Below are 20,470 nucleotides of genomic sequence, written 5' to 3'. Positions count from 1 at the left end.
AGGATTATGAAACTAAGATATATTCTATTAGGTCTAGGGTTATTGAGCATGAGCTCCTGCAATAAATTATTGGATGTAAAACCCTATACCTTTTCCAGTGGAGAGAACTATTATGAAAACGAAGGACAGATCCTTCGGGCAGTAAATGGTGCATACAGCAGATTGCAGGTACTCTATACGAGTGATTTCAATGCAATGACAGAGATGAGATCGGACAATACCAATTATCAATATGATGAAACGGACCGTGGCGTGCAGCAGCGGGAAGAAATTGATGAATTCTTGATCACCTCTTCCAATAACTACGTGAATACCACTTGGGTAAACCTGTATGTTGCGATTCAACAATCCAACGCCATCATCAGCAGGATTGATCAAGTACAGTTCTCGGATGAAAAATTAAAGTTACAATACCTGGGAGAGGCCAAGTTTTTGAGAGCATTTTCGTACTTTCATTTAGTAAGACTTTTTGGTGAAGTTCCTTTGCTGACGAAAGAGGTTGCAAATCCTTCGGATGCATTCTCGGATGGCAAAAAAGGTACAGTAGACGAAATTTATGCAGTCATTATCCAAGATGCTAAGGATGCCATTGCAAACTTACTTCCAAGCTATGACAAAGGAAGCGTAGGAAGAGCGACCAAAGGAGCAGCCTATACGCTATTGGGTGAGGTCTACCTAACAAGAAAGCAATATGCTGAGGCAGTAACCAATTTTCAAGAAGTAACCAAATTAGGCTATTCATTGATGCCAGATTACGCATCCTGTTTTAGTCCTAATTCAAAGAATAATGCAGAGTCAGTTTTTGAAGTACAGTTTGATCAATCAGTAGAAGGTGAAAACAGTAACTTCATTTTCATGTTCGGCCCAAGGAATGCAAAGATGCAATTGGTCGGTTTCTCCGGAAACTTAGGTGGAAGCAACATTCCTACACCGAGCATATATAACGCCTATGAACAGGGAGATGTGCGTAGAGATAAGTCTATTCAAATGTTCAACGACCCTTCAAATGCAGCATTTCAAGAGTCAAAAGCATTTGGAGGAAGTATGCCATTTATCAAAAAGTACTATCACGCACCTTATATCGAGGATGGAAGATCGAATGAAAACTGGCCAATCTATCGCTATGCACACGTCCTTTTGATGTTAGCAGAAGCGCAGAATGAGGTAGGCTCAGGAGATCCAACGGCAAACCTGAATCTCGTAAGAAAAAGAGCTGGATTGAAACCTTTGTCAGGACTAGCCAAAGACGCTTTGAGAACGGCCATTGCAAATGAAATAAGAGTTGAAGTTGCCTTTGAAAACCATAGGTGGTATCAACTTCTGAGAACTGGAAAAGCCATTGAAGTGATGACTGCTCATGGTGCCGAGGAAAAGAAAAGATTGACTCGACTGAGCAGTGCTTCATATAATATCCAACCGTTCAAACTCCTTTATCCGATCCCTCAGCGTGAGGTTCAGATCAATGGAATCAAACAGAATGAGGGTTGGTAGGCATTTTTAAGCTGTTATAAACTATATCAACATAAAAACCAAATGATAAAAACGAAAAGAGCACAATTGTATTTGTTTGCCTTGTTCCTGTTTATATTCGCAGGAGCATGTAAGCAAGAGAAGGAAAAGGAGGAGGTAAAAGAACCCAATCCAAAAACGGATAAAATAACATTGCCCGATGGCTTTGAAATCGAGCATATCTACAGCCCTTCTGATGACAAAAAAGGATCTTGGGTTTCCATGACTTTTGATGACAAAGGTCGTATGATAACATCGGATCAATTTGGTGGTCTATTCCGCGTTGAATTGCCTCCTCTTGGTTCAGATTCAACTGTTAAGCCGAAAATTGAAGCATTAGACTTCCCTATTGAAGGCCGTGACCCTAATGATACGACCAGCAATAAGGTTGGAATGGGCTTTGCGCAAGGTTTGCTATGGGCATATAACAGCTTATATGTGATGATCAACCACCGTCCTAATGAGAACCTTTCAAAAGGCTCTGGCCTATATAGACTTCAAGACACCAACAACGATGATAAATTAGATAAAATCACGCAATTGATGGAATTGGAAGGCGAAGGGGAACATGGACCGCACAGCATCGTGCTAGGGCCAGATTCTATGATCTATGTAATTGCCGGTAACTTTACTAAGATCCCAAAAATGGACAATTACCGTTCATTACCTAACGATAAGGTGGACAATCTGATTCCTTATATCCTTGATACCCATGGACACGATGCGGATTCACACTTGAACGGTGGATGGATTGCAAAGACGGATTCAGAAGGTAAATCCTGGGATCTTATTGCATCGGGTATGCGTAATGGTTTTGACTTAGCCTTCAATAATGAAGGCGAATTATTTACCTACGACTCGGATATGGAATGGGATTTCGGAATGCCTTGGTATCGTCCGACCAGGATTTTACATGTTCCTAGTGGTGGTGAATACGGCTGGAGAAAGGGAGATGCGAAATGGGATGAAAGATTCTTAGACAACCTTCCTGCGACTTTAAATATTGGTCAAGGATCTCCTACTAACTTCATCAACCCTAGCCAAGCTAAGTTTCCTGATAAATATAGAAACAGCCTGTTCGCATTTGATTGGAGTTTCGGTATCATCTATGCCATCCAATTACAACCAAATGGAGCTAGCTATACAGCGAAAGCGGAAGAATTTATCTCAGGATCTCCACTACCTTTGACCGATGGAACCATTGGTCCAGATGGAAGTCTTTACTTCCTTACGGGTGGTAGACGTTTGGAATCTGACTTATACCGTGTATACCATAAAGATCGTGATAAGATCAATAATGAGGTCAAAAAAGCTGAGCCTAATGAATTGGTGAAATTGCGTAGAGAGATTGAGCAATACCACAGACCATCTGCGGCAGGAACTGTTGATAAAGTTTGGGAATATTTAGGTCATGAGGATAGATTCATCCGTTATGCTGCACGTTTAGCAGTAGAACACCAACCGTTTGAGACCTGGAAAGACAAAGTTTTTGCAGAACGCAACGTGGTTCGATTGACTGAAGCGATGGTAGCGATGGCACATGTTGCTGATCCTTCCCTTCAGCCTCAGATCATGAAAAAACTGGCTACTATTCCAGTAGAAAAGATTACACCTAAGATGTTGGAAAACCTATTAAGGGTTTACGAAATTGTCATTGCCCGCATGGGTAAGGTCAATGATGCTGATGCAGCTGCTTTGGCCCAAAGGTTAGAACCTTTCTATCCTGCCAAATCCAACTATACCAACAGGGAACTGTCAAAAATCTTACTTGCCCTAAACAGTGAACCGGCAGTTAAGAAGACACTTGACATTCTAGCCAATGCAAAAGATGACACCACCCAAACCAGCTTTATGAACTCTTCGGATTTGATCCTGAGAAATCCACAGTATGGATTGGACATTGCTGATATGTTGGCCAATATTCCACCTGCACAACAGATCTTCATGGCTACTGCATTGAGCAATACCAGTGTGGGTTGGACCCCGGAGCTACGTGAGCAATATTTCAATTGGTTCTACAAAGCATTCGGCTATAAAGGCGGTAACAGTTACATCGGCTTTATTGACAATGCACGTAAAATGGCATTGAAAAACGTACCGCAAGACCAACTTGCCATGTACGGTAAGATGTCAGGAGACTCTTTGATCAATGCTCAAGGAAATAGATTGGCTGAGAAAGTAGAGGGTCCGAAGGGTCCAGGTAGAGCATGGGAAATTGATTCGGCACTGAAAGTTGTGGATGAAAACACCGGTGTTCGCAATTTCAACCGCGGAAGAGAACTGTTCCTTGCTGTTAAGTGTGGTTCCTGCCATACCATCAAAGGTGAAGGGGGTTCCGTAGGTCCTGATTTAACCCAATTAGGCACCCGTTTTTCTAAACGCGATATGTTAGAGGCGATCATCGAACCTAGTAAGGTGATTTCTGATCAGTATGAATCCAAAGTATTCAATCTGAAAGATGGAACGAATGTATTAGGCCGTTTGATGAGTGAGGATGAACACAATTATGTGATTTCACAGAATCCATACGCTCCTCAAGTGACCAAGACCATTGCGAAAAACACAGTTAAATCCATGAACCGTTCCGAGGTATCGATCATGCCTCCAGGAACATTGAATGTAATGAGTCCTGATGAAGTTAAAGATATCATGGCCTACCTGATGTCCGGTGGTAATGAAAAAAGTGAAGTTTATAACAAAAAATAAGTAAGGCAGTGGAAAACTCAAAGCACGACTGGTTGAACAAAGTCTCCCATGTGGCCCAAGTTGGAGGCATAGAAACTTCCATTTTGGATAATGGAAGGGGGAAAGGAACGCGTATAGCTTGGATCAATACAGGGGCAGGACTACGATTCAAGGTAGTCATCGACCGCGGTATGGACATAGCGGACGCTTCGTTCAATCAGTTTAACTTGAGTTGGCTAAGTCGCTTGGGGGTCACTGCTCCGCAACCCTTCTCAGACCAGGGAATCGATTGGTTAAGAACCTTTGGAGGTGGATTACTGACGACCTGTGGGGTCACCCATGTTGGAGGACCGGAACAAGATGAACATGGACAACGCGGCTTGCATGATCAATTCAGCAACAGCCCTGCAGAACTCATATCCATCAAGCAGCCCGATCTAGCCAACGGCGATTACGAAATGTCCATTACTGGAAAAATATTTCAAGGCCATCCCCTAGGAGATAACATCGAGATTACGCGCACAATACGATGCATTCTAGGTCATCCAACCATTTATTTGGATGATGAGATCCAGAATATCGGTAATATCTATTCTTCCCATATGATTTTATACCATTTCAACTTTGGGTGGCCTTTCATTGATGCGGGAACCAAACTGCTCTGGAAAGGAGCTTGGCAAGCTCGCGAAACCGGCGCAGACAACAAGATTTTTAAAGAAGGACAAGACTTCCGAACCTGTCAAGAACCTAGGGAGGACCACAGTGGTTCAGGGGAAGAAGCAGCATTGATAGATGTGGATAGTAATGAGCAAGGCCAAGTAGAATGTGGAATCTTCAATGAAAAATTAGGCTTTGCCTTAAAATTAAGCTTCAATAAGAAGCAGCTGCCTTGGTTGACCAATTGGCAACATTGGGGCAGAGGTGAATATGTAACAGGTCTGGAACCTGGCACCAACCCACCACTCGGACAGAAACTGATGCGCGAACGAGGGGAATTAATCCAATTGAAACCTGGAGAAAAGCGGAAATATAACTTAGAAATCAGTATATTGAATAACCCCGACTCCATTACGGAATTTGTAAACAAGTATATAAACCTATAAAAATAATTAGAATGGAAATCATTGAAAAGGCATTCGAACAAGGCAAAGGAATATTGAGATTAGCACCTAACTGGGTGCCGAGATCTTTTTGTGTACCAGGCAGAAGGATAAAACTTCACCCCGATGACTATTATGTATTAGGCGGTGAACGTGGTGGTATTGATGAACGTTGGTTTTCATCGACTACTCCTGCTAAGAACGGTCCTTTGACGGGTGAATTTGAAGGATTGAGTTTTGTAGTATATGAAGAAAATGGTAAAACAGAACAGGTATTATTAGCTGACTGCGTTGACCATTTAAAAGGAAAATTAATTGGTGACCGTCTTTGGGATGAATATCAAAGCTGGCCTATGTATTCCAAGTTTTTTGACAACATGGGACCACTACCCCACCACATCCACCACAATGATGAAAAAGCGGCGCTGATCGAACAACAAGGAAAACCAGAGGCGTATTATTTCCCACCACAGTTGAACAACCATGGCGGTGATTTCCCATATACCTTTATGGGAATTGCTCCTGGAACTCCGAAAGAGACTATCAAAGAATGTCTGGAGAACTTTACCAAAGGTGACAATAAGATCACCAATTACTCTCAAGCATACCGCTTGGAACCGGGTACCGGATGGGATGTTCCTCCTGGCTTATTGCATGCTCCAGGTAGCTTATGTACCTATGAACCGCAAAAGGCTTCAGATGTATTTGCGATGTACCAATCCTTGGTGAATGAAGCGATCATCCCTGAAGAGTTATTATGGAAAGGTGTACCTGAAAACATGAAAGGCGATTATGACGCCTTGATGGATATCATTGACTGGGATCTGAACGTTGACCCGGACATGATGAAAAATAGATTTATGGCTCCACTTCCAGTGAAGGATGAAAAAGAAATGGAAAGCCAAGGCTATTCAGAGAAATGGGTATGCTATAAATCAACCGCTTTCAGTGCCAAAGAATTAACGGTATTCCCTGGACAAACCGTAACCATTACAGATGGAGCAGCCTATGGATTGATCATGATGCAGGGATATGGCAAGATGAATGATTGGACCATCGAAACACCAGCCTTGATCCGTTATGGACAACTGACTTTTGATGAATACTTTGTATCTGAAGAAGCGGCAAAAAGAGGAGTAACCATTCAGAACCATTCTACTACAGATCCGATCGTGATGTTAAAGCATTTCGGTCCAGACAATCCGGATTTGGTAGTAAAAGGTTAATTAATGAATAAATAAACGTAGTTATGAGCAAGAACAATTTCCCAAAATTACACAATGCTACATGGCCAGGCATTGTTGGAAAAGGAGACCATGAACCCATCATTTCTTTGGATGAGTTATTGGAAAAAACAGCAAAAGCAGAAGTAAACGGCGTAAAATTCGATGGTGTTGACTTAGGATTATTTGATCCACATGTTAAGTTGGACACTTCGGACGACCATATAAAATCAGTGGTAGACAAGATTGGAGGAACCTATGGCCTAGCTATAGGTACGCTAGTTGCCCCTATCTGGCCTCCCGATGGTGGTTCAGCAATGGGCTCACAAGCAGACAGAGACCGCTTTGTAGAAGTGGTAAGAAAAGCTGCTGAGTTTGGATATAAACTAAGAAAAGAAGGAATTAGAACTAACAACGTTATCCGTGTGGACTCAGCGAGCAGTGTAGAGGAATGGGCGAAGAACCCAACTGAAAACACCAAATTAATTGCGGATACCTTCCGTAGAGCATGTGATGCTGCGGCAGAATATGGCGAGCGCCTAGCAGCAGAAGGTGAAATCTGCTGGGGTGGTATGCAAAGCTGGAAAACCATGCTGGAAACCCTAGAGATGGTAGATCGTGATAATATGGGCTTCCAGGCAGATATGTCCCATACTTTCCTTTATCTATTGGGCTATAACGCACCTGAAGACCGCATCTTAAAACCTGATTTCCAATGGGATGACCGTGAAGAATTGGAACGAGGACTTAAGTTCCTGACTTCTAAACTACGTCCTTGGACCATAGACTTCCACGTTGCCCAAAATGATGGAACCGTATTTGGATCAGGATCACACGATAAAACCGGAAGACACTGTTTACCGACAGACCCTAACGGTCGTTTGGATATCGCTAAGGATGCTGGCTTCTGGATGAAGGATGAAAATGGCAATCCGACCAAAGCCTTCAACCATATCTGTTGGGATGGATGTATGTTCCCAAATGAGGTCATGCACAAACAAGAAACCTGGGATTCGATCTTGAAAACCTTGATCGAGGTTCGCGAGGTAAATGGATGGTCGGAGTAATCTTCAAAAGAAAAAATCATGAGCAAAAAAGAATTAAGAATTGGATTAATAGGATGTGGATTCATGGGAAGAACCCATTCTAATGGATATAAACGCGTACCTAATTTCTTTCCTGACCTGGAATATACACCTGTCCTAAAGGCTGTATGTTCACGCAGTGAAGACAAAGTGAAAGCCTTTGCTGAGCAGTGGGGCTATGAGTCCTACGAGACCGACTGGAAGAAACTGATCGCTAGGGATGATATCGATGCGGTAGACATCTGTACCCCAAACAACATGCATATGGAAATCGCGGTCGCTGCAGCGGCAGCCGGTAAAATGGTACTCTGCGAAAAACCGCTTTCCAGAACTTTGGAAGAAGGCGAGAAAATGGTAGAAGCCGTTGAAACCAATAAGGTGAAAAACACTATTTGGTACAATTACCGCCGTTTACCTGCCGTTACATTGGCTAAACAGATAGTCGACAGCGGCAAGCTAGGCAAGATCTTCCACTATCGAAGTAACTTCCTTCAGGATTGGACCATCAACGAGAACCTTCCACAGGGAGGTGCCGCATTTTGGAGAATGGATGCAGATGCTGCGGGTTCTGGAGTGACCGGTGACCTATTGGCACACTGTATTGATTTAGCGATGTGGATCAATGGAGGTATCAAGGATGTATCGGCCATGACGGAAATCTTCGTAAAGCAGCGTATGCATGAAGAGACCGGAAAAATGGAAGATGTCAAGATCGATGATGCCTGTATATTCCATTGTCATTTTGATAATGAGTCTTTAGGGCTGTTTGAATCGACGCGCTATGCCCGTGGTCACAAAGCCTTATTTACCTTTGAGATCAATGGTGAAAAGGGTTCCTTGAAATGGGATCTACATGATATGAACCGATTGGAATATTTCAACAATGCTGATGATTCCATCGTCAAAGGATGGCGCTCAATCCATGTTACAGATGGCGACCAACCTTACATGGATAAATGGTGGGTTCCGGGTCTATCTTTGGGATATGAGCATTCCTTCGTACACCAAGTAGCAGATTTTTTACAAACCTTGGAAACAGGCGAAGAATGCCACCCAACTTTTAGGGATGCCCTGGAAACACAGAAGGTCTGCGAAGCGGTTATCAACTCTGCAAAAAACAGAAAATGGGAAGATACCCATGTAGAGTGGAAGAACAAATAAGCATTAGAGAAATCCATTATGAAAAAATTATTCAAATATTGCTGTATCTGCCTCAGTGCTACTATTTTACTAGGTTCTTGCAATGGAAGCAATGCAGAACAAAACAATAAACAGGACAGTGCAGCTACGGATACCATAGGGTTAGAAGACGGTTATATCGCGATGTTTGAGCCCAATTCCCTATCCGGTTGGGAAGGTGACACGACCTATTGGAAAATGGAAAACGGGATCCTTTCAGGCGAGATCCGTGAGGATCAAGAACCATTGAAAAACAATACATTTTTGATCTGGAATGGAGGTGACGTTGCGGACTTTTCACTGAAAACTAAATTTAAAATTTCCGAAAATGGAAATAGTGGTGTAAATTACAGAAGCGATCGTTTCACAGAGGTGCCCAATGCCCTACGAGGTTATCAGGCAGACATTGATGGAAAGAATAATTACACTGGTCAAAACTATGAGGAACGAAAGCGAACAACCTTAGCATACCGTGGTCAGCGAACTGAAATATTGAACCCTTCAGATGGAAGTAAAGGTGAGTCGAAAGGCAATGCCTGGACAAATATGAAGGTAATCGATTCAGTAGCTACCGATGAAGAATTAAAGACCATAGTAAAACCCAATGATTGGAATGATCTGGAAATCGTTGCTGAAGGCAATAAATTAACACATTTTATCAATGGAAAGGTAATCGCCGAGGTGATTGACAATGATCCAGAAAACCGCAAGGAGAAGGGATTGATTGGTGTTCAATTGCATGTTGGTCCACCAATGAAAGTAGAGTACAAAGACATGCAGATAAAAATTTTAAAGTAATTATAATATAAACCGCAATATGGAATGGAAAGAACAAGTGAGAAATACCTTATTCGAACTGCTTACCGCAGAGGAGAAAAGCTATTTAGAGGAGTGTGAAAGAAATATTGCAGATAATTATTCTACAAGTTTTGTAAGGATATTTTCCTCTTTGAGCAGGAAATTAAGTACCAGCAAGGATAAAACAGTAAGTATGGTCCAAGAGGATAGCAATCCGCTGATTGTTGACCATTGGACCGTACTTAGACTTGCGAGAGTTTACCTATTGGGTTTGATCGAAGATCAACAAGAACCCTATTTTACCTTTATCGAGAAGTTGTTCAACTATGCAGACATGCAGGAGCTAGAAGCCCTGTATTCGGCTTTGAACATCTTCCAGTTCCCAAGAATCTGGATCGACCGTTGCCAAGAGGGTATTCGGAATAATATTGGGCTGGTGCAAGGCGCTATCATGGAGCAGAATAAGTTTCCTGCTACCTATTTAAATGAAGAGGCCTGGAACCAAATGATTTTAAAAAGCTTTTTTACCGGCAAGGACATCAAGAAGATCTACGGTCTGTACGACCGCAACAATATCCATCTTGCAAACTCCATTGTCGACTATATTTATGAACGCGATTCTGCCAATCGAGAGATACATCCCATGTTATGGGTTTTGGCGAAGGATCACTTACCTCCTCGCGCTAAAGAAATCTTGAAGCAGCAAAACAATAGCCCAGAATTATTAGAGAAAAATTAAAAACAGACAGGAATGTGCACAGAATTAAATAGAGACCTAGCAAGCATGGGGAAACCAATGCCGCTAGACTTTGAATTAATAAAAGGGATGAAATTTGTGGACCCACATATTCATATGGTTTCACGAACGACGGATGATTACCAAGCGCTGTTTGATGCGGGCGTCCTATTACTGATCGAACCCGCTTTTTGGGTTGGACAGCCTAGAACTGGAATAGATACCTTTAAAGATTATTATAGTAGCCTGATTGGTTGGGAAAGATTTAGAGCTTCCCAATTTGGTATAAGACACTTCTGTACCATTGGGCTTAATTCTAGAGAAGCTAACAATGAAGCTTTAGCAGAACAAGTCATGGAATTACTTCCTCATTTCATTTACAAGGAAGGAGTTCTCGGCATTGGAGAAATTGGTTTCGATGACCAGACTCCTGCTGAAGATAAATATTATAGAGCTCAACTTGAGCTTGCTAAAGAAGCTGGACTTCCCGTTCAGGTTCATACCCCACACCGCGATAAAACTCGTGGTACGACACGAAGTATGGATATTGCCATTGAACATGGCCTCGATCCTCAAACGGTAATCATTGACCATAACTCCGAAGAAACGGTAAAAGAAGTATTGGACCGTGGTTTTTACGCCGGCTTTACAATTTATCCATTTACCAAGATGGGAAATGAACGCATGGTGGAAATCGTTAAGGAATACGGCTCGGAAAGGATCATGGTCAATTCAGCAGCAGATTGGGGAATTTCAGACCCCTTGGCGGTGCCCAAAACGGCTGCCCTGATGCTCCAATATGGTGTTTCCAAAGAAGATGTGGAAAAGGTGACCTATCAGAATGCATTGGATGCCTTCCAAGTCAGCAAGCATCTTGACCTAAGCACTTTGGACAAGACTTTATTTGCAGATCCGAATGAAAAATTTGAAGGTAATACAATCCTTCGTGGTGGTCAACAACCTAGGTTAAATAAGGATTCTATTATTATTTCTTAATACCGTTGCGTATGTTGAAACCATGGATCCAAATCATCAGGCCGTCCAATGTTTTAACAGCCATATCTGATGTTTTAGCTGGTGTCGCTTTAGCCTGCTTGTTTCTGCAACAAGATTTGCCGCAGGTCAATCCATTGATCTGGATTACCATTTCCAGTATGTGTTTATATACTGGGGGCATAGTCTTCAATGATGTGTTTGATGCTGCACTGGATAAAGTGGAGCGTCCGGAACGACCTATTCCTTCGGGCAGGATCAAAAAATCCGCTGCCAGTATCTTGGGTACATTAGCCTTTGCAATTGGATGCTTTTTAGCCTTTCAGGTGAATATGGCGGCATTCTATATTTCATTGGCCATCGTCCTGATGTGCCTACTGTACAATGGCCAAGCAAAACATCATTTTTTAGCTGGTCCAATCGTCATGGGAGGCTGTAGAGGATTGAACCTATTATTGGGAATGGCCGTTTTACCAGATTCATTGAGCTACTGGTTTATTGCCATCATTCCGATTATCTATATCGCTTCAGTAACAAACATAAGCCGTGGAGAAGTATATGGCAGCAATAAAACTGCCTTACTCGTATCCATTGGTCTATATTCTATTGTTATCTTAACACTCCTTTATTTCACCTATAGCAGCAAAAATTACCTGGCATTGGTCTTTATCTTGCTTTTCAGTCTTATGATCGGTTCGCCGGTTTCCAAGGCCTTGAAAACCTTACAGCCACAGGATGTCAGGAAAGCCGTGAAATTTGGAGTGCTCGCACTGATTTTAATGAATGCTAGCTGGATTGCCATTGCTGGTCATTGGCTGTTAGCATTGGCCGTATGTGCCATATTACCGGTTTCGATCTTCTTAGCCAAGAAATTTGCCGTAACCTAAACCCTATTTAGAATGGAACGTGTATTAGAACAAAAATTCACTATTGAATATCAATATAACATCTTTTTCACCAAAGGTCTTTTCACTGTAGGCAACAATCTATTGAAGGACTTTCTAGCCAAGAACAGCAATCCCGGTTTCAAACAGAAGATCCTGTTTGTCATTGATGCTGGATTTATGGATAAACATCCCGGTCTGACAGAACAGATCTTTATCTATTTTATGGAAATGGAAGATTTTTTCCTGGCGAGTGAACCTTTGGTCATTCCCGGTGGTGAAATCTGCAAGAATGACACAAGCTGCTTAGATACCATAATCCAGGCAGTGGACCAATACGGTATAGATAGACATTCCTATGTGATCGGCATTGGCGGTGGAGCTATTTTGGACCTTGTTGGCTATGCCGCTGCGATCTCACACCGTGGGATCAAACATATCCGTATTCCAACTACGGTCCTATCTCAAAATGACTCCGGAGTTGGTGTTAAAAACTCCGTGAACTATAAAGGGAAAAAGAACTTTTTAGGAACTTTTACACCAGCAAAGGCTGTTTTCAATGATTATGAATTCTTGCAAACTCTAGACGAAAGATCTTGGGTTGCGGGGGTATCCGAGGCTATAAAAGTGGCCCTGATCAAGGATCTATCATTCTATGAATGGATAGAAAAAAATGCCAGCAAGATCAAGGAAAGGAATTCCGAAGAAATGGAAGATCTGATCTATCGTTGTGCCGATAAGCACCTAGAACATATCCGCAATGGAGATCCATTCGAATTAGGTTCTTCAAGACCATTGGATTTTGGCCATTGGAGTGCCCATAAATTGGAGCAGATGACCGATTTCCAAGTATTACATGGCGAAGCTGTTGCCATTGGAATCGCAATGGATGTTTTATACTCGTATTTAATCGGCAATATTACAGAAGAAGAAGCAACCCGAGTGGTCAGCTTGATCCGCAATCTTGGACTTCCGATCTATCATCCAATCCTGGATTCCGAAGAGGCGAGGTTTATTTTACTATCAGGTTTGCTTGATTTTCAAGAGCATCTTGGCGGAAAATTGACCGTGGTCCTTTTGGAAAAAATGGGAAAAGGCAAAGATTATCACCAATTAGATTATGACCTGATTATCCAAGCTATGGATTTCCTAAAGAACTTTAGCCAAAATCAAAACCCTTTCTATGAAGCTAGCTAATTCACATCTTTCTTATTGTAGCAATATCCACCCCGGCGAAGCCTGGAAAGACCATTTTCAAGAGCTAAAAAACAATCTACCGAAGATAAAAGCGGCCGTTTCAGCCGAACAGGACTTTGGATTGGGATTGCGACTTTCCGCTCAAGCAGCCAAAGAACTAAGTCAGCCGCAAGCTTTAAAAGATTTTCAGGATTGGTTGAAACAGAACCATATCTACGTCTTCACTATGAATGGTTTCCCTTATGGTGATTTCCATATCAAAGAGGTCAAGGACAAAGTGCATGCACCGGATTGGACAAGCACAGAACGCTATGAATATACCAAGAACCTTTTCGACATCTTAGCGCAATTATTACCGGAGGGCCAGGAAGGTGGAATCTCCACTTCTCCTCTATCCTACCGTTTTTGGCATGAGCAGCTCACCGCGGAATGGCAACAAAAGCGGGATATCTGTACAAAACATATTCTCTTGGTTGCTGAGCACCTGTACCAAACTGAGGTTAATAGCTCGATCTACATGCACTTGGATATCGAACCTGAACCTGACGGTATGTTGGAAGATTCAAGGGAATTTATCTCATGGTATACCCAAGAATTGATCCCGATGGCAAGCGAGTTCTTTAAGGAAAAATATAAGCTGGACGCCGATCAATCCAAGGCAATCATCAACAGATATATCTGCCTATGCTATGATGTCTGCCATTTTGCCCTGGAATATGAAGACCATCAACAGAGCATGGATGAATTGGAAAAACTGAACATCAAAATTGGCAAATTCCAAGTCAGTTCGGCCTTAAAAGTAGCGCTTGCTGAGGATCCAGATAAAAGGGCAATCCAAAAAAACAAGCTGAAAGAATTTAATGAACCGATCTATTTGCATCAGGTCATTGCAAAAGAAAGCGAGGGTAACCTGATCAAATATAAGGACCTTCCTGATGCATTAAATGACAGCAATGATGCAAATCATGTGGAATGGAGAAGCCATTTTCATGTCCCTATCTTTTTGGAAAGTTATGGTGAGCTGGATTCTACCCAAGGCGATATCTTAAAGGTCATTGAACTGCATAAGGAAAGGCAAAGAACAAATCATATCGAGGTTGAGACATATACCTGGGGCGTATTGCCAAAATCCTTGCAGGCTCCAATTGAAGAGTCGATCGCAAGGGAATTGAATTGGTTATTGAATAAATTAAGGAATTAAATATGAAGAGAATTGCTGTAATAGATATTGTTGGGCTTTCAAGTTCCGTAATTGGAGAACATACCCCGTTCATTGAGAAATTCATAAAAGAGAATAAATTGCGTAAGATCAAACCGGTACTTCCGGCATTGACCACCTCTGCACAGACTACCTATTTAACTGGGGTCGCTCCGAATGAACATGGAATCGTTGGCAACGGATGGTATGACCATACCGATTCTGAAATTAAATTCTGGAAACAATCCAACAAATTGGTCCAAGGCGAGAATATCTGGGTCACCGGAAAGAAACAGAATCCTGCCTTTACCTGTGCACAGATGTTCTGGTGGTACAACATGTACAATGATGCAGATTTCTCGGCCACGCCGAGACCAAATTACTTGGCCGATGGCAGAAAGATGCCGGACTGTTATACTTACCCCAGCAGCCTTCGCGATGAATTGACCGAAAAATTCGGAAAATTTCCTCTATTTAACTTCTGGGGTCCCAATGCCAATATCACTTCTTCCAATTGGATAGCCGATTCGGCCATGTATGTGGAGGAGAAACATCAACCGACCCTAAATCTGATATATCTTCCACATTTGGATTATTGCTTACAGAAATACGGTCCAAAAGGAGAAGATGTCACAGCAGAGTTGAAACAAATCGATCAACTGGTTGAAAAACTTACGACCTTCTTCCAAAAAAGAAATGTGGAAGTTGTCCTTTTATCGGAATACGGCATCGGACCAGTCGATCAACCTATCCATATCAACAGGATCCTACGTAAAGAAGGCCTGATCGATATCCGGATTGAAAGAGGTTTGGAACTATTGGATGCTGGAGCTTCAGAAGCATTTGCGGTTTCTGATCACCAGATTGCACATGTATATACCAAAACTCCGGAAACCCGAGATAAACTTAAAACCTTGTTGTCCAAGGTCGCTGGTGTAGCCAAGGTGTTGGACAAGGAGGAACAGAAGGCCTATAAAATCGACCATGAGCGTTCTGGAGATTTGGTGCTGCTAGCAAATCCTAATGCTTGGTTTACCTATTACTTCTGGGAAGATGATGCTGTTGCACCGGACTATGCCAGAATGGTAGATATACACAAGAAACCGGGTTACGATCCGGTGGAAATGTTTATGACCTCGAAGTCTAGGGCAATCGGCAAACTCATCTTAAAGAAAATAGGTTTTGCAGCAGTTCTGGATATTACTCCATTAGATGCATCATTGGTGAAAGGTTCACATGGCATTGTAGATGTAGACCCTGAATACTACCCTATTTTAATTGGTGATTTTGATGGATTGGATGAAAATGTAGAACCGACATCCATCAAGCAAATACTCCTAAACAAGATTTTTGTAGATAAAAAAGTGCAAGAAACTGTTGTTTCTCAATAAATGTAGATAATATGTAAATAGTCTGCATATGTTTTGTTAAAGATCAAGAGGATAATCTTTTGCATCTTTAATTCATACAAATACTGCGCTATTATGTCATATCATGCTATAGAAAATTTGGTTGAAGATGCAGTTCACCTTCTGAAAGGATCTGCTCTTTCTGTCGCGGAACAACGTAAAATCATTTTTAATCTCTATCAATTCCAAAATCGATTTGATACGAGCTATACTGTTTTACGTTGTTTCCTGTATTTGGAAAAAATTGGATTTATCAAGAAGCTTCCCATTGATCAACATCCTGACTATAAAAAGAACCCCGATTATTTCAAAAACCTAGAAGATTCCGACTGGCTCCTCAGTGATGTCAACAATGAGGAGGCTGATGTTGTCTATCAGGAAGACGGCAATTTTTTCCCTGAGTATGGTTCTGATGCCTGGAAAAGATTGCTGGCTGCTGGACAATGGAAAGAAGCTCCCGAAGAAGTAGCCCATATTCCCATTCCACATTTGATCGCTGAAATGATTGAACTATCGGAAAAACAAGGCAACAAGCAGCTGATGCATAATTTTTATCTTGCTTTCGTCAATGCCTATCTAGAAGCAGATATTGGTGCAGAGGAAGGTTTGACAAAAGATTTTGAGCAGTGGATCAAAAATCCTGATTTGATCAAGCTACATGAACTCCTCAACCAACATGATTTACTAAAGATCAAGAAGAAGGAGACAGATTTTGAAGTCCCTAGACTTTCAGATGAATTGTCCGGGCTGACAGATCCTGATGAAAGAGCCAAGCTCAGCTTTTTGATGGACCCAAAAAAATCCATCGAAAAAATATACGCTAGCTACCTCAAGGAAAAAAAGGCTGCCCTGGAATTACCTCAGCATATTGAGATGATTTCAAGCATGGTCAAGGAGAAGATGGAAAAAAGTTCATGGACATTCTTGGAGGAAAAGGTTGAACAACCTTCGGATAAATGCAATTGGGTATGGTACAAAGATCTATTAGATGGTAATAGAACAAATCGTCTCTTCACGGAAATAAGCTTAGATGTAGATTTAAGTTCTATTTTCGCCATCCAATATGTACAGCATGGATTGCTTTTGGAATGGCAGGAGAAGTCGCTGAGCAAGAACTTGGAAGACGCTCAGTTTAAGACCAATCCTTTCGAACTTATTGACAATGATGAAGTCGAAAAGAATCTCAACTTTTTAGGATTATGGGTTCTTCCGTTAAAATCTTCTGGAAAAAGGATCGCTACATCAACCGAGCATTTCTTGCAATACCTCGATGGTTTGGGAACAAGTTATTTGGACAGAATCAATAAAGAGTTTCCTAAACCTTTCTTCGCTAAGTCCTTTTCTTCGTATATCAAAATATTTGAATCCATGGATCCAATAAACGATTTTTTATTGTTCAATGATCTGTATTCCATTAGTCAGATATTCATCCATAACCTCATTCATCAAGGTAAAGAAAAAGAAGCCCTGAAAATCTATGATACCATGGAAGGTCGATTGACAGATCGTTTTCGGGAAAATATCCCTTGGTATAAGAATGAATTTTTACCTTTTATCAAAGCTATCAAAGCAGGTAAAAAACCAGCCTTGCCAGGTTTGTTCAAAAAGAATTAGTGGTATCTTAACCTATTGATCATGGCATTCTAAACTATTTTAGGATGCACCCCTTTTCCATTCCTCCGTATGAACCAGGATTAAATGGATGAGAGGATGGACCAAGATCATAGTTAAGGACCTGTTGAAATACTTCTAAAACAACGGCACTGAACCATTGAATTTCGCAGATAATTATAGCAGTTTCATTTGAATAAGGTCAATCGAAAAAGGCAATTATGATAGATGAATTAGTTTCATTTTTGGAACCAATATTCTCATGATGGTCCAAGCCAAAAGGTAGGCTATCGAACACACGGCAAAGATGATAAAGTATCCAGATTCAATTCCTTCAAATCCAAACACTTTCATATTGGTTTGTTCGGCGTAGTCAAACAGGACACCCGAAACTTTATTGATCAAGAAAGAGCCAACCCCACCAGCAAGACCACTTATACCGGTCACTGTCGCAATCGCCTTCTTTGGAAACATATCACCTACGGCCGAGAATATATTGGCAGACCATGATTGGTGCGCCGCTGCACTTATACCGATCAGGATAACCGGAAACCAATACGAATATTCACCCAAAGGCTGAGCAAAGAGGATCAACAAAGGGAAGAACGCAAAGATCAGCATGGCTCTCATTCGACCTGCATAAACCTCCATACCTTTCTTTTCTACAAAATAGGTCGGTAACCAGCCACCGATGATGGATAACATAGTAATGGCATACAGAACAAATATAGCAACCTGCCCCTCTATATCCGAGGATTTAATATCATATACTGAACTTAAATAGGCCGGGAACCAAAACAAGAGAAACCACCATACCCCATCGGTCAGGAACTTCCCGAAGATCAAGGCCCAGGTCTGTTTGAATTTTAAGCATTCACGGATGGAGACTTTTGCTTTCACCGTTTTATCGGCCTCAGCAACCTCTCCATGATCCACATCCTGCTTGATATAGGCGAGTTCAGCTGCATTCACATGCGGGTTTTCTTCTGGCTTCTTGTACATAAACTGCCAAAATCCCATCCAGATGAAACCTAAGGCCCCAATAATAATGAACGACATTTCCCAACCGTATTTGGCTGCAATCACGGGAATAATCAATGGCGCTAAAAGCGCTCCAATGGTCGTTCCTGAGTTAAAGATTGAAGTAGAAAATGCCCTGTCCTTCTTTGGAAAGTATTCTACACAGGCTTTCATGGCTGCCGGAAAGTTTCCACCCTCCCCCAATGCCAAGATGATACGGGCAAAAATAAAGACAGTGACAGAAATATTAACCACCTTGCTTACATCTTCAATACCGGCAATGATCTCCTTGGCCTGACCAAAACTGACCAACCATTCGCCCGCGAGAACACCTGATGTGATCATGCCACAGAAAGCATGCAGGATAGCGCCTACCGACCAGATGGCAATTGCCCATAAATAGCCTTTTTTTGTTCCTAGCTTGTCGATAAAACGACCAGATAACAACATGGAAATGGCATAGACAATAGAGAATATGGCCGCAACATTACCATAGTCATTGTTGGTCCAATGGAATTCTGGGGCAATAAAATCTTTCCAGGTTAAGGAAAGGACTTGCCGATCCAGGTAATTGATGGTCGTTGCGAAAAATATCAGTGCACAAACCGTCCACCTATATTTCGTAGGTTTACTCGTATCCATAATTTGTTGTTTATGTTGGTAGATCCTTGGTTAAGATCTCAAAATTCCTAATTCCAAACCCCTCAATTCAGCCAGACCACGAAGTCTTCCAATGGCAGAATAACCAGGATTGGTCACTTTATTGATGTCATCAAGCATTTGATGCCCATGGTCAGGTCTAAATGGAATGGCCAATGCTCTGCGTTGGTTTTCTTCACTCAATCCCTTTACGATGGCATACATATCCACATCCCCATCCAAATGGTCTGCCTCATAGAAGCTCCCAATGGCATCACGTTTTACATTTCGCAGATGCGCAAAATGAACACGATGTTTCACTTTGTCCAAGATCTGAGGAAGGTTGTTTTTGGGTCCAGCACCTAAAGAACCGGTACAGAAACAAATCCCGTTGAAATCCCTAGGCTGTTCTGAAATAATGTACACTAAATCTTCTTCGTTGCTTACTACCCTAGGAAGCCCTAGGATTGCATATGGTGGATCATCGGGGTGAATGGTCATCTTAATCCCGTTGGTCTCGCAGATGTCTGCAATTGCCTCTAAGAAGTAAAGCAAGTTCTGTTTTAATCCTTCCCTTCCAATACTTTTATAGATATTGATGCTATTTTGTAGAGATTCCAAGGTAATATCACCTTCACCTGGAATGCCCATCAGGATATTGAATTGAAGATCTGTTTTCTCTTCCGCTGACATCTTGTTGTACTTCTCCTCAGCTAGCTGTTGAATTTCTTGGGAATAGTCCTGCGCAGCTGCTTCTCTCTTTAGGATATAAATATCAAAGATAGCGAGGTCAATCCAATCAAAGTACAGGGCTTTGGAACCATCCTTCATGATCAGGTCCAACTGGGTCCTAGTCCAATCCAGAACCGGCATAAAATTATAGCAGATCGTCTTGATACCACAAGCTGCTAAATTCTGCAACGATTGCTTATAACGCTCAATATATTGGTCAGCCTCGGCAGATCTTGTTTTGATAGCTTCGTGTACAGGAACGGATTCTACAACCGACCAGGTCAATCCTGCTTCTTCAATTATCTTTTTCCTTTCCTGTATGTCCTCCAACGGCCATACTTCACCATGTGGGATATGATGCAAAGCCGAAACTATGCCAGTAGCCCCAGCTTGCTTCACATCTTGCAATGATACCGGATCATTAGGTCCGTACCATCGCCAAGTTTGTTCTAAGAATTTTTTGTTTTCCATG

16 protein-coding genes are annotated in these 20,470 nt (G+C 41.8%); 14 read left to right on the top strand and 2 right to left on the bottom strand.

Features of this window, described 5'->3' with window-relative positions; genetic code table 11:
* The first annotated feature begins 6 nt into the window (after positions 1 to 6).
* From NMK93_RS03175 to NMK93_RS03110, 14 genes are all read left to right on the top strand, one after another.
* A complete protein-coding gene (locus NMK93_RS03175; RefSeq protein ID WP_254526365.1) occupies positions 7 to 1,491 on the top strand; it encodes a RagB/SusD family nutrient uptake outer membrane protein in 1,485 nt (494 codons plus the stop codon).
* Positions 1,492 to 1,533: 42 nt separating this feature from the next.
* On the top strand, positions 1,534 to 4,215 hold the full coding sequence (locus NMK93_RS03170) for a c-type cytochrome (protein WP_254526366.1): 2,682 nt from the start codon (positions 1,534 to 1,536) through the stop codon (positions 4,213 to 4,215).
* A gap of 8 nt (positions 4,216 to 4,223) precedes the next feature.
* On the top strand, positions 4,224 to 5,297 hold the full coding sequence (locus NMK93_RS03165; RefSeq protein WP_254526367.1) for an aldose 1-epimerase family protein: 1,074 nt from the start codon (positions 4,224 to 4,226) through the stop codon (positions 5,295 to 5,297).
* An 11-nt stretch (positions 5,298 to 5,308) separates the two neighbouring features.
* Positions 5,309 to 6,520 carry a hypothetical protein gene (locus tag NMK93_RS03160; RefSeq protein ID WP_254526368.1) on the top strand — a complete coding sequence of 404 codons (1,212 nt, stop codon included), beginning with the start codon at positions 5,309 to 5,311 and terminating at the stop codon, positions 6,518 to 6,520.
* Positions 6,521 to 6,543: 23 nt separating this feature from the next.
* Entirely contained in the window at positions 6,544 to 7,584 is a 1,041-nt protein-coding gene (locus tag NMK93_RS03155; RefSeq protein WP_185210995.1) for a sugar phosphate isomerase/epimerase, read from the top strand.
* Between the two features lie 18 nt (positions 7,585 to 7,602).
* A complete protein-coding gene (locus NMK93_RS03150) occupies positions 7,603 to 8,763 on the top strand; it encodes a Gfo/Idh/MocA family protein (protein ID WP_214648383.1) in 1,161 nt (386 codons plus the stop codon).
* A gap of 18 nt (positions 8,764 to 8,781) precedes the next feature.
* A complete protein-coding gene (locus NMK93_RS03145) occupies positions 8,782 to 9,579 on the top strand; it encodes a DUF1080 domain-containing protein (RefSeq protein WP_254526369.1) in 798 nt (265 codons plus the stop codon).
* Positions 9,580 to 9,598: 19 nt separating this feature from the next.
* Positions 9,599 to 10,318, top strand: a complete 720-nt coding sequence (locus NMK93_RS03140) for an EboA domain-containing protein (protein ID WP_185216010.1) — start codon at positions 9,599 to 9,601, stop codon at positions 10,316 to 10,318.
* A gap of 12 nt (positions 10,319 to 10,330) precedes the next feature.
* Positions 10,331 to 11,311: a TatD family hydrolase gene (locus NMK93_RS03135; protein WP_214649433.1), complete on the top strand. Its 981-nt coding sequence runs from the start codon at positions 10,331 to 10,333 to the stop codon at positions 11,309 to 11,311.
* Between the two features lie 11 nt (positions 11,312 to 11,322).
* Positions 11,323 to 12,195 (top strand): UbiA-like protein EboC, encoded by an 873-nt coding sequence (gene eboC, locus NMK93_RS03130; RefSeq protein WP_254526370.1) that lies wholly within the window; start codon positions 11,323 to 11,325, stop codon positions 12,193 to 12,195.
* A gap of 12 nt (positions 12,196 to 12,207) precedes the next feature.
* Complete coding sequence (locus NMK93_RS03125; protein ID WP_254526371.1) at positions 12,208 to 13,389, top strand: 3-dehydroquinate synthase; 1,182 nt, start codon at positions 12,208 to 12,210, stop codon at positions 13,387 to 13,389.
* On the top strand, positions 13,376 to 14,590 hold the full coding sequence (gene eboE / locus NMK93_RS03120; RefSeq protein ID WP_254526372.1) for a metabolite traffic protein EboE: 1,215 nt from the start codon (positions 13,376 to 13,378) through the stop codon (positions 14,588 to 14,590). Before NMK93_RS03125 ends, eboE begins: the two co-directional genes overlap by 14 nt.
* A gap of 2 nt (positions 14,591 to 14,592) precedes the next feature.
* Positions 14,593 to 15,978: an alkaline phosphatase family protein gene (locus NMK93_RS03115; protein ID WP_254526373.1), complete on the top strand. Its 1,386-nt coding sequence runs from the start codon at positions 14,593 to 14,595 to the stop codon at positions 15,976 to 15,978.
* A 93-nt stretch (positions 15,979 to 16,071) separates the two neighbouring features.
* The gene (locus NMK93_RS03110; RefSeq protein WP_254526374.1) at positions 16,072 to 17,610 is read left to right on the top strand and encodes a hypothetical protein; all 1,539 of its coding nucleotides are present in this window, start codon (positions 16,072 to 16,074) and stop codon (positions 17,608 to 17,610) included.
* Positions 17,611 to 17,826: 216 nt separating this feature from the next.
* Here the strand turns inward: NMK93_RS03110 and NMK93_RS03105 are convergent, their stop codons facing one another.
* On the bottom strand, positions 17,827 to 19,269 hold the full coding sequence (locus NMK93_RS03105; protein ID WP_254526375.1) for an MFS transporter: 1,443 nt from the start codon (positions 19,267 to 19,269) through the stop codon (positions 17,827 to 17,829).
* Positions 19,270 to 19,299: 30 nt separating this feature from the next.
* Entirely contained in the window at positions 19,300 to 20,469 is a 1,170-nt protein-coding gene (uxuA, locus tag NMK93_RS03100; protein ID WP_254526376.1) for a mannonate dehydratase, read from the bottom strand.
* Between the last annotated feature and the right edge of the window lies 1 nt (position 20,470).

This window comes from Sphingobacterium sp. LZ7M1 (assembly GCF_024296865.1).
Classification (GTDB): Bacteria; Bacteroidota; Bacteroidia; order Sphingobacteriales; family Sphingobacteriaceae; genus Sphingobacterium.
The sequence above is the reverse complement of the archived record's forward strand: the minus strand, read 5'-3'. Positions and strand labels throughout refer to the sequence as shown.

Bases quoted from the DNA above. Each gene is read 5' to 3' on its own strand.
- uxuA (WP_254526376.1), bottom strand. From the start codon at position 20,469: ATGGAAAACAAAAAATTCTTAGAACAAACTTGGCGATGGTACGGACCT.
- NMK93_RS03160 (WP_254526368.1), top strand. From the start codon at position 5,309: ATGGAAATCATTGAAAAGGCATTCGAACAAGGCAAAGGAATATTGAGA.
- NMK93_RS03155 (WP_185210995.1), top strand. From the start codon at position 6,544: ATGAGCAAGAACAATTTCCCAAAATTACACAATGCTACATGGCCAGGC.
- eboE (WP_254526372.1), top strand. From the start codon at position 13,376: ATGAAGCTAGCTAATTCACATCTTTCTTATTGTAGCAATATCCACCCC.
- eboC (WP_254526370.1), top strand. From the start codon at position 11,323: ATGTTGAAACCATGGATCCAAATCATCAGGCCGTCCAATGTTTTAACA.
- NMK93_RS03145 (WP_254526369.1), top strand. From the start codon at position 8,782: ATGAAAAAATTATTCAAATATTGCTGTATCTGCCTCAGTGCTACTATT.
- NMK93_RS03115 (WP_254526373.1), top strand. From the start codon at position 14,593: ATGAAGAGAATTGCTGTAATAGATATTGTTGGGCTTTCAAGTTCCGTA.
- NMK93_RS03150 (WP_214648383.1), top strand. From the start codon at position 7,603: ATGAGCAAAAAAGAATTAAGAATTGGATTAATAGGATGTGGATTCATG.
- NMK93_RS03105 (WP_254526375.1), bottom strand. From the start codon at position 19,269: ATGGATACGAGTAAACCTACGAAATATAGGTGGACGGTTTGTGCACTG.
- NMK93_RS03170 (WP_254526366.1), top strand. From the start codon at position 1,534: ATGATAAAAACGAAAAGAGCACAATTGTATTTGTTTGCCTTGTTCCTG.
- NMK93_RS03135 (WP_214649433.1), top strand. From the start codon at position 10,331: ATGTGCACAGAATTAAATAGAGACCTAGCAAGCATGGGGAAACCAATG.
- NMK93_RS03125 (WP_254526371.1), top strand. From the start codon at position 12,208: ATGGAACGTGTATTAGAACAAAAATTCACTATTGAATATCAATATAAC.
- NMK93_RS03110 (WP_254526374.1), top strand. From the start codon at position 16,072: ATGTCATATCATGCTATAGAAAATTTGGTTGAAGATGCAGTTCACCTT.
- NMK93_RS03140 (WP_185216010.1), top strand. From the start codon at position 9,599: ATGGAATGGAAAGAACAAGTGAGAAATACCTTATTCGAACTGCTTACC.
- NMK93_RS03175 (WP_254526365.1), top strand. From the start codon at position 7: ATGAAACTAAGATATATTCTATTAGGTCTAGGGTTATTGAGCATGAGC.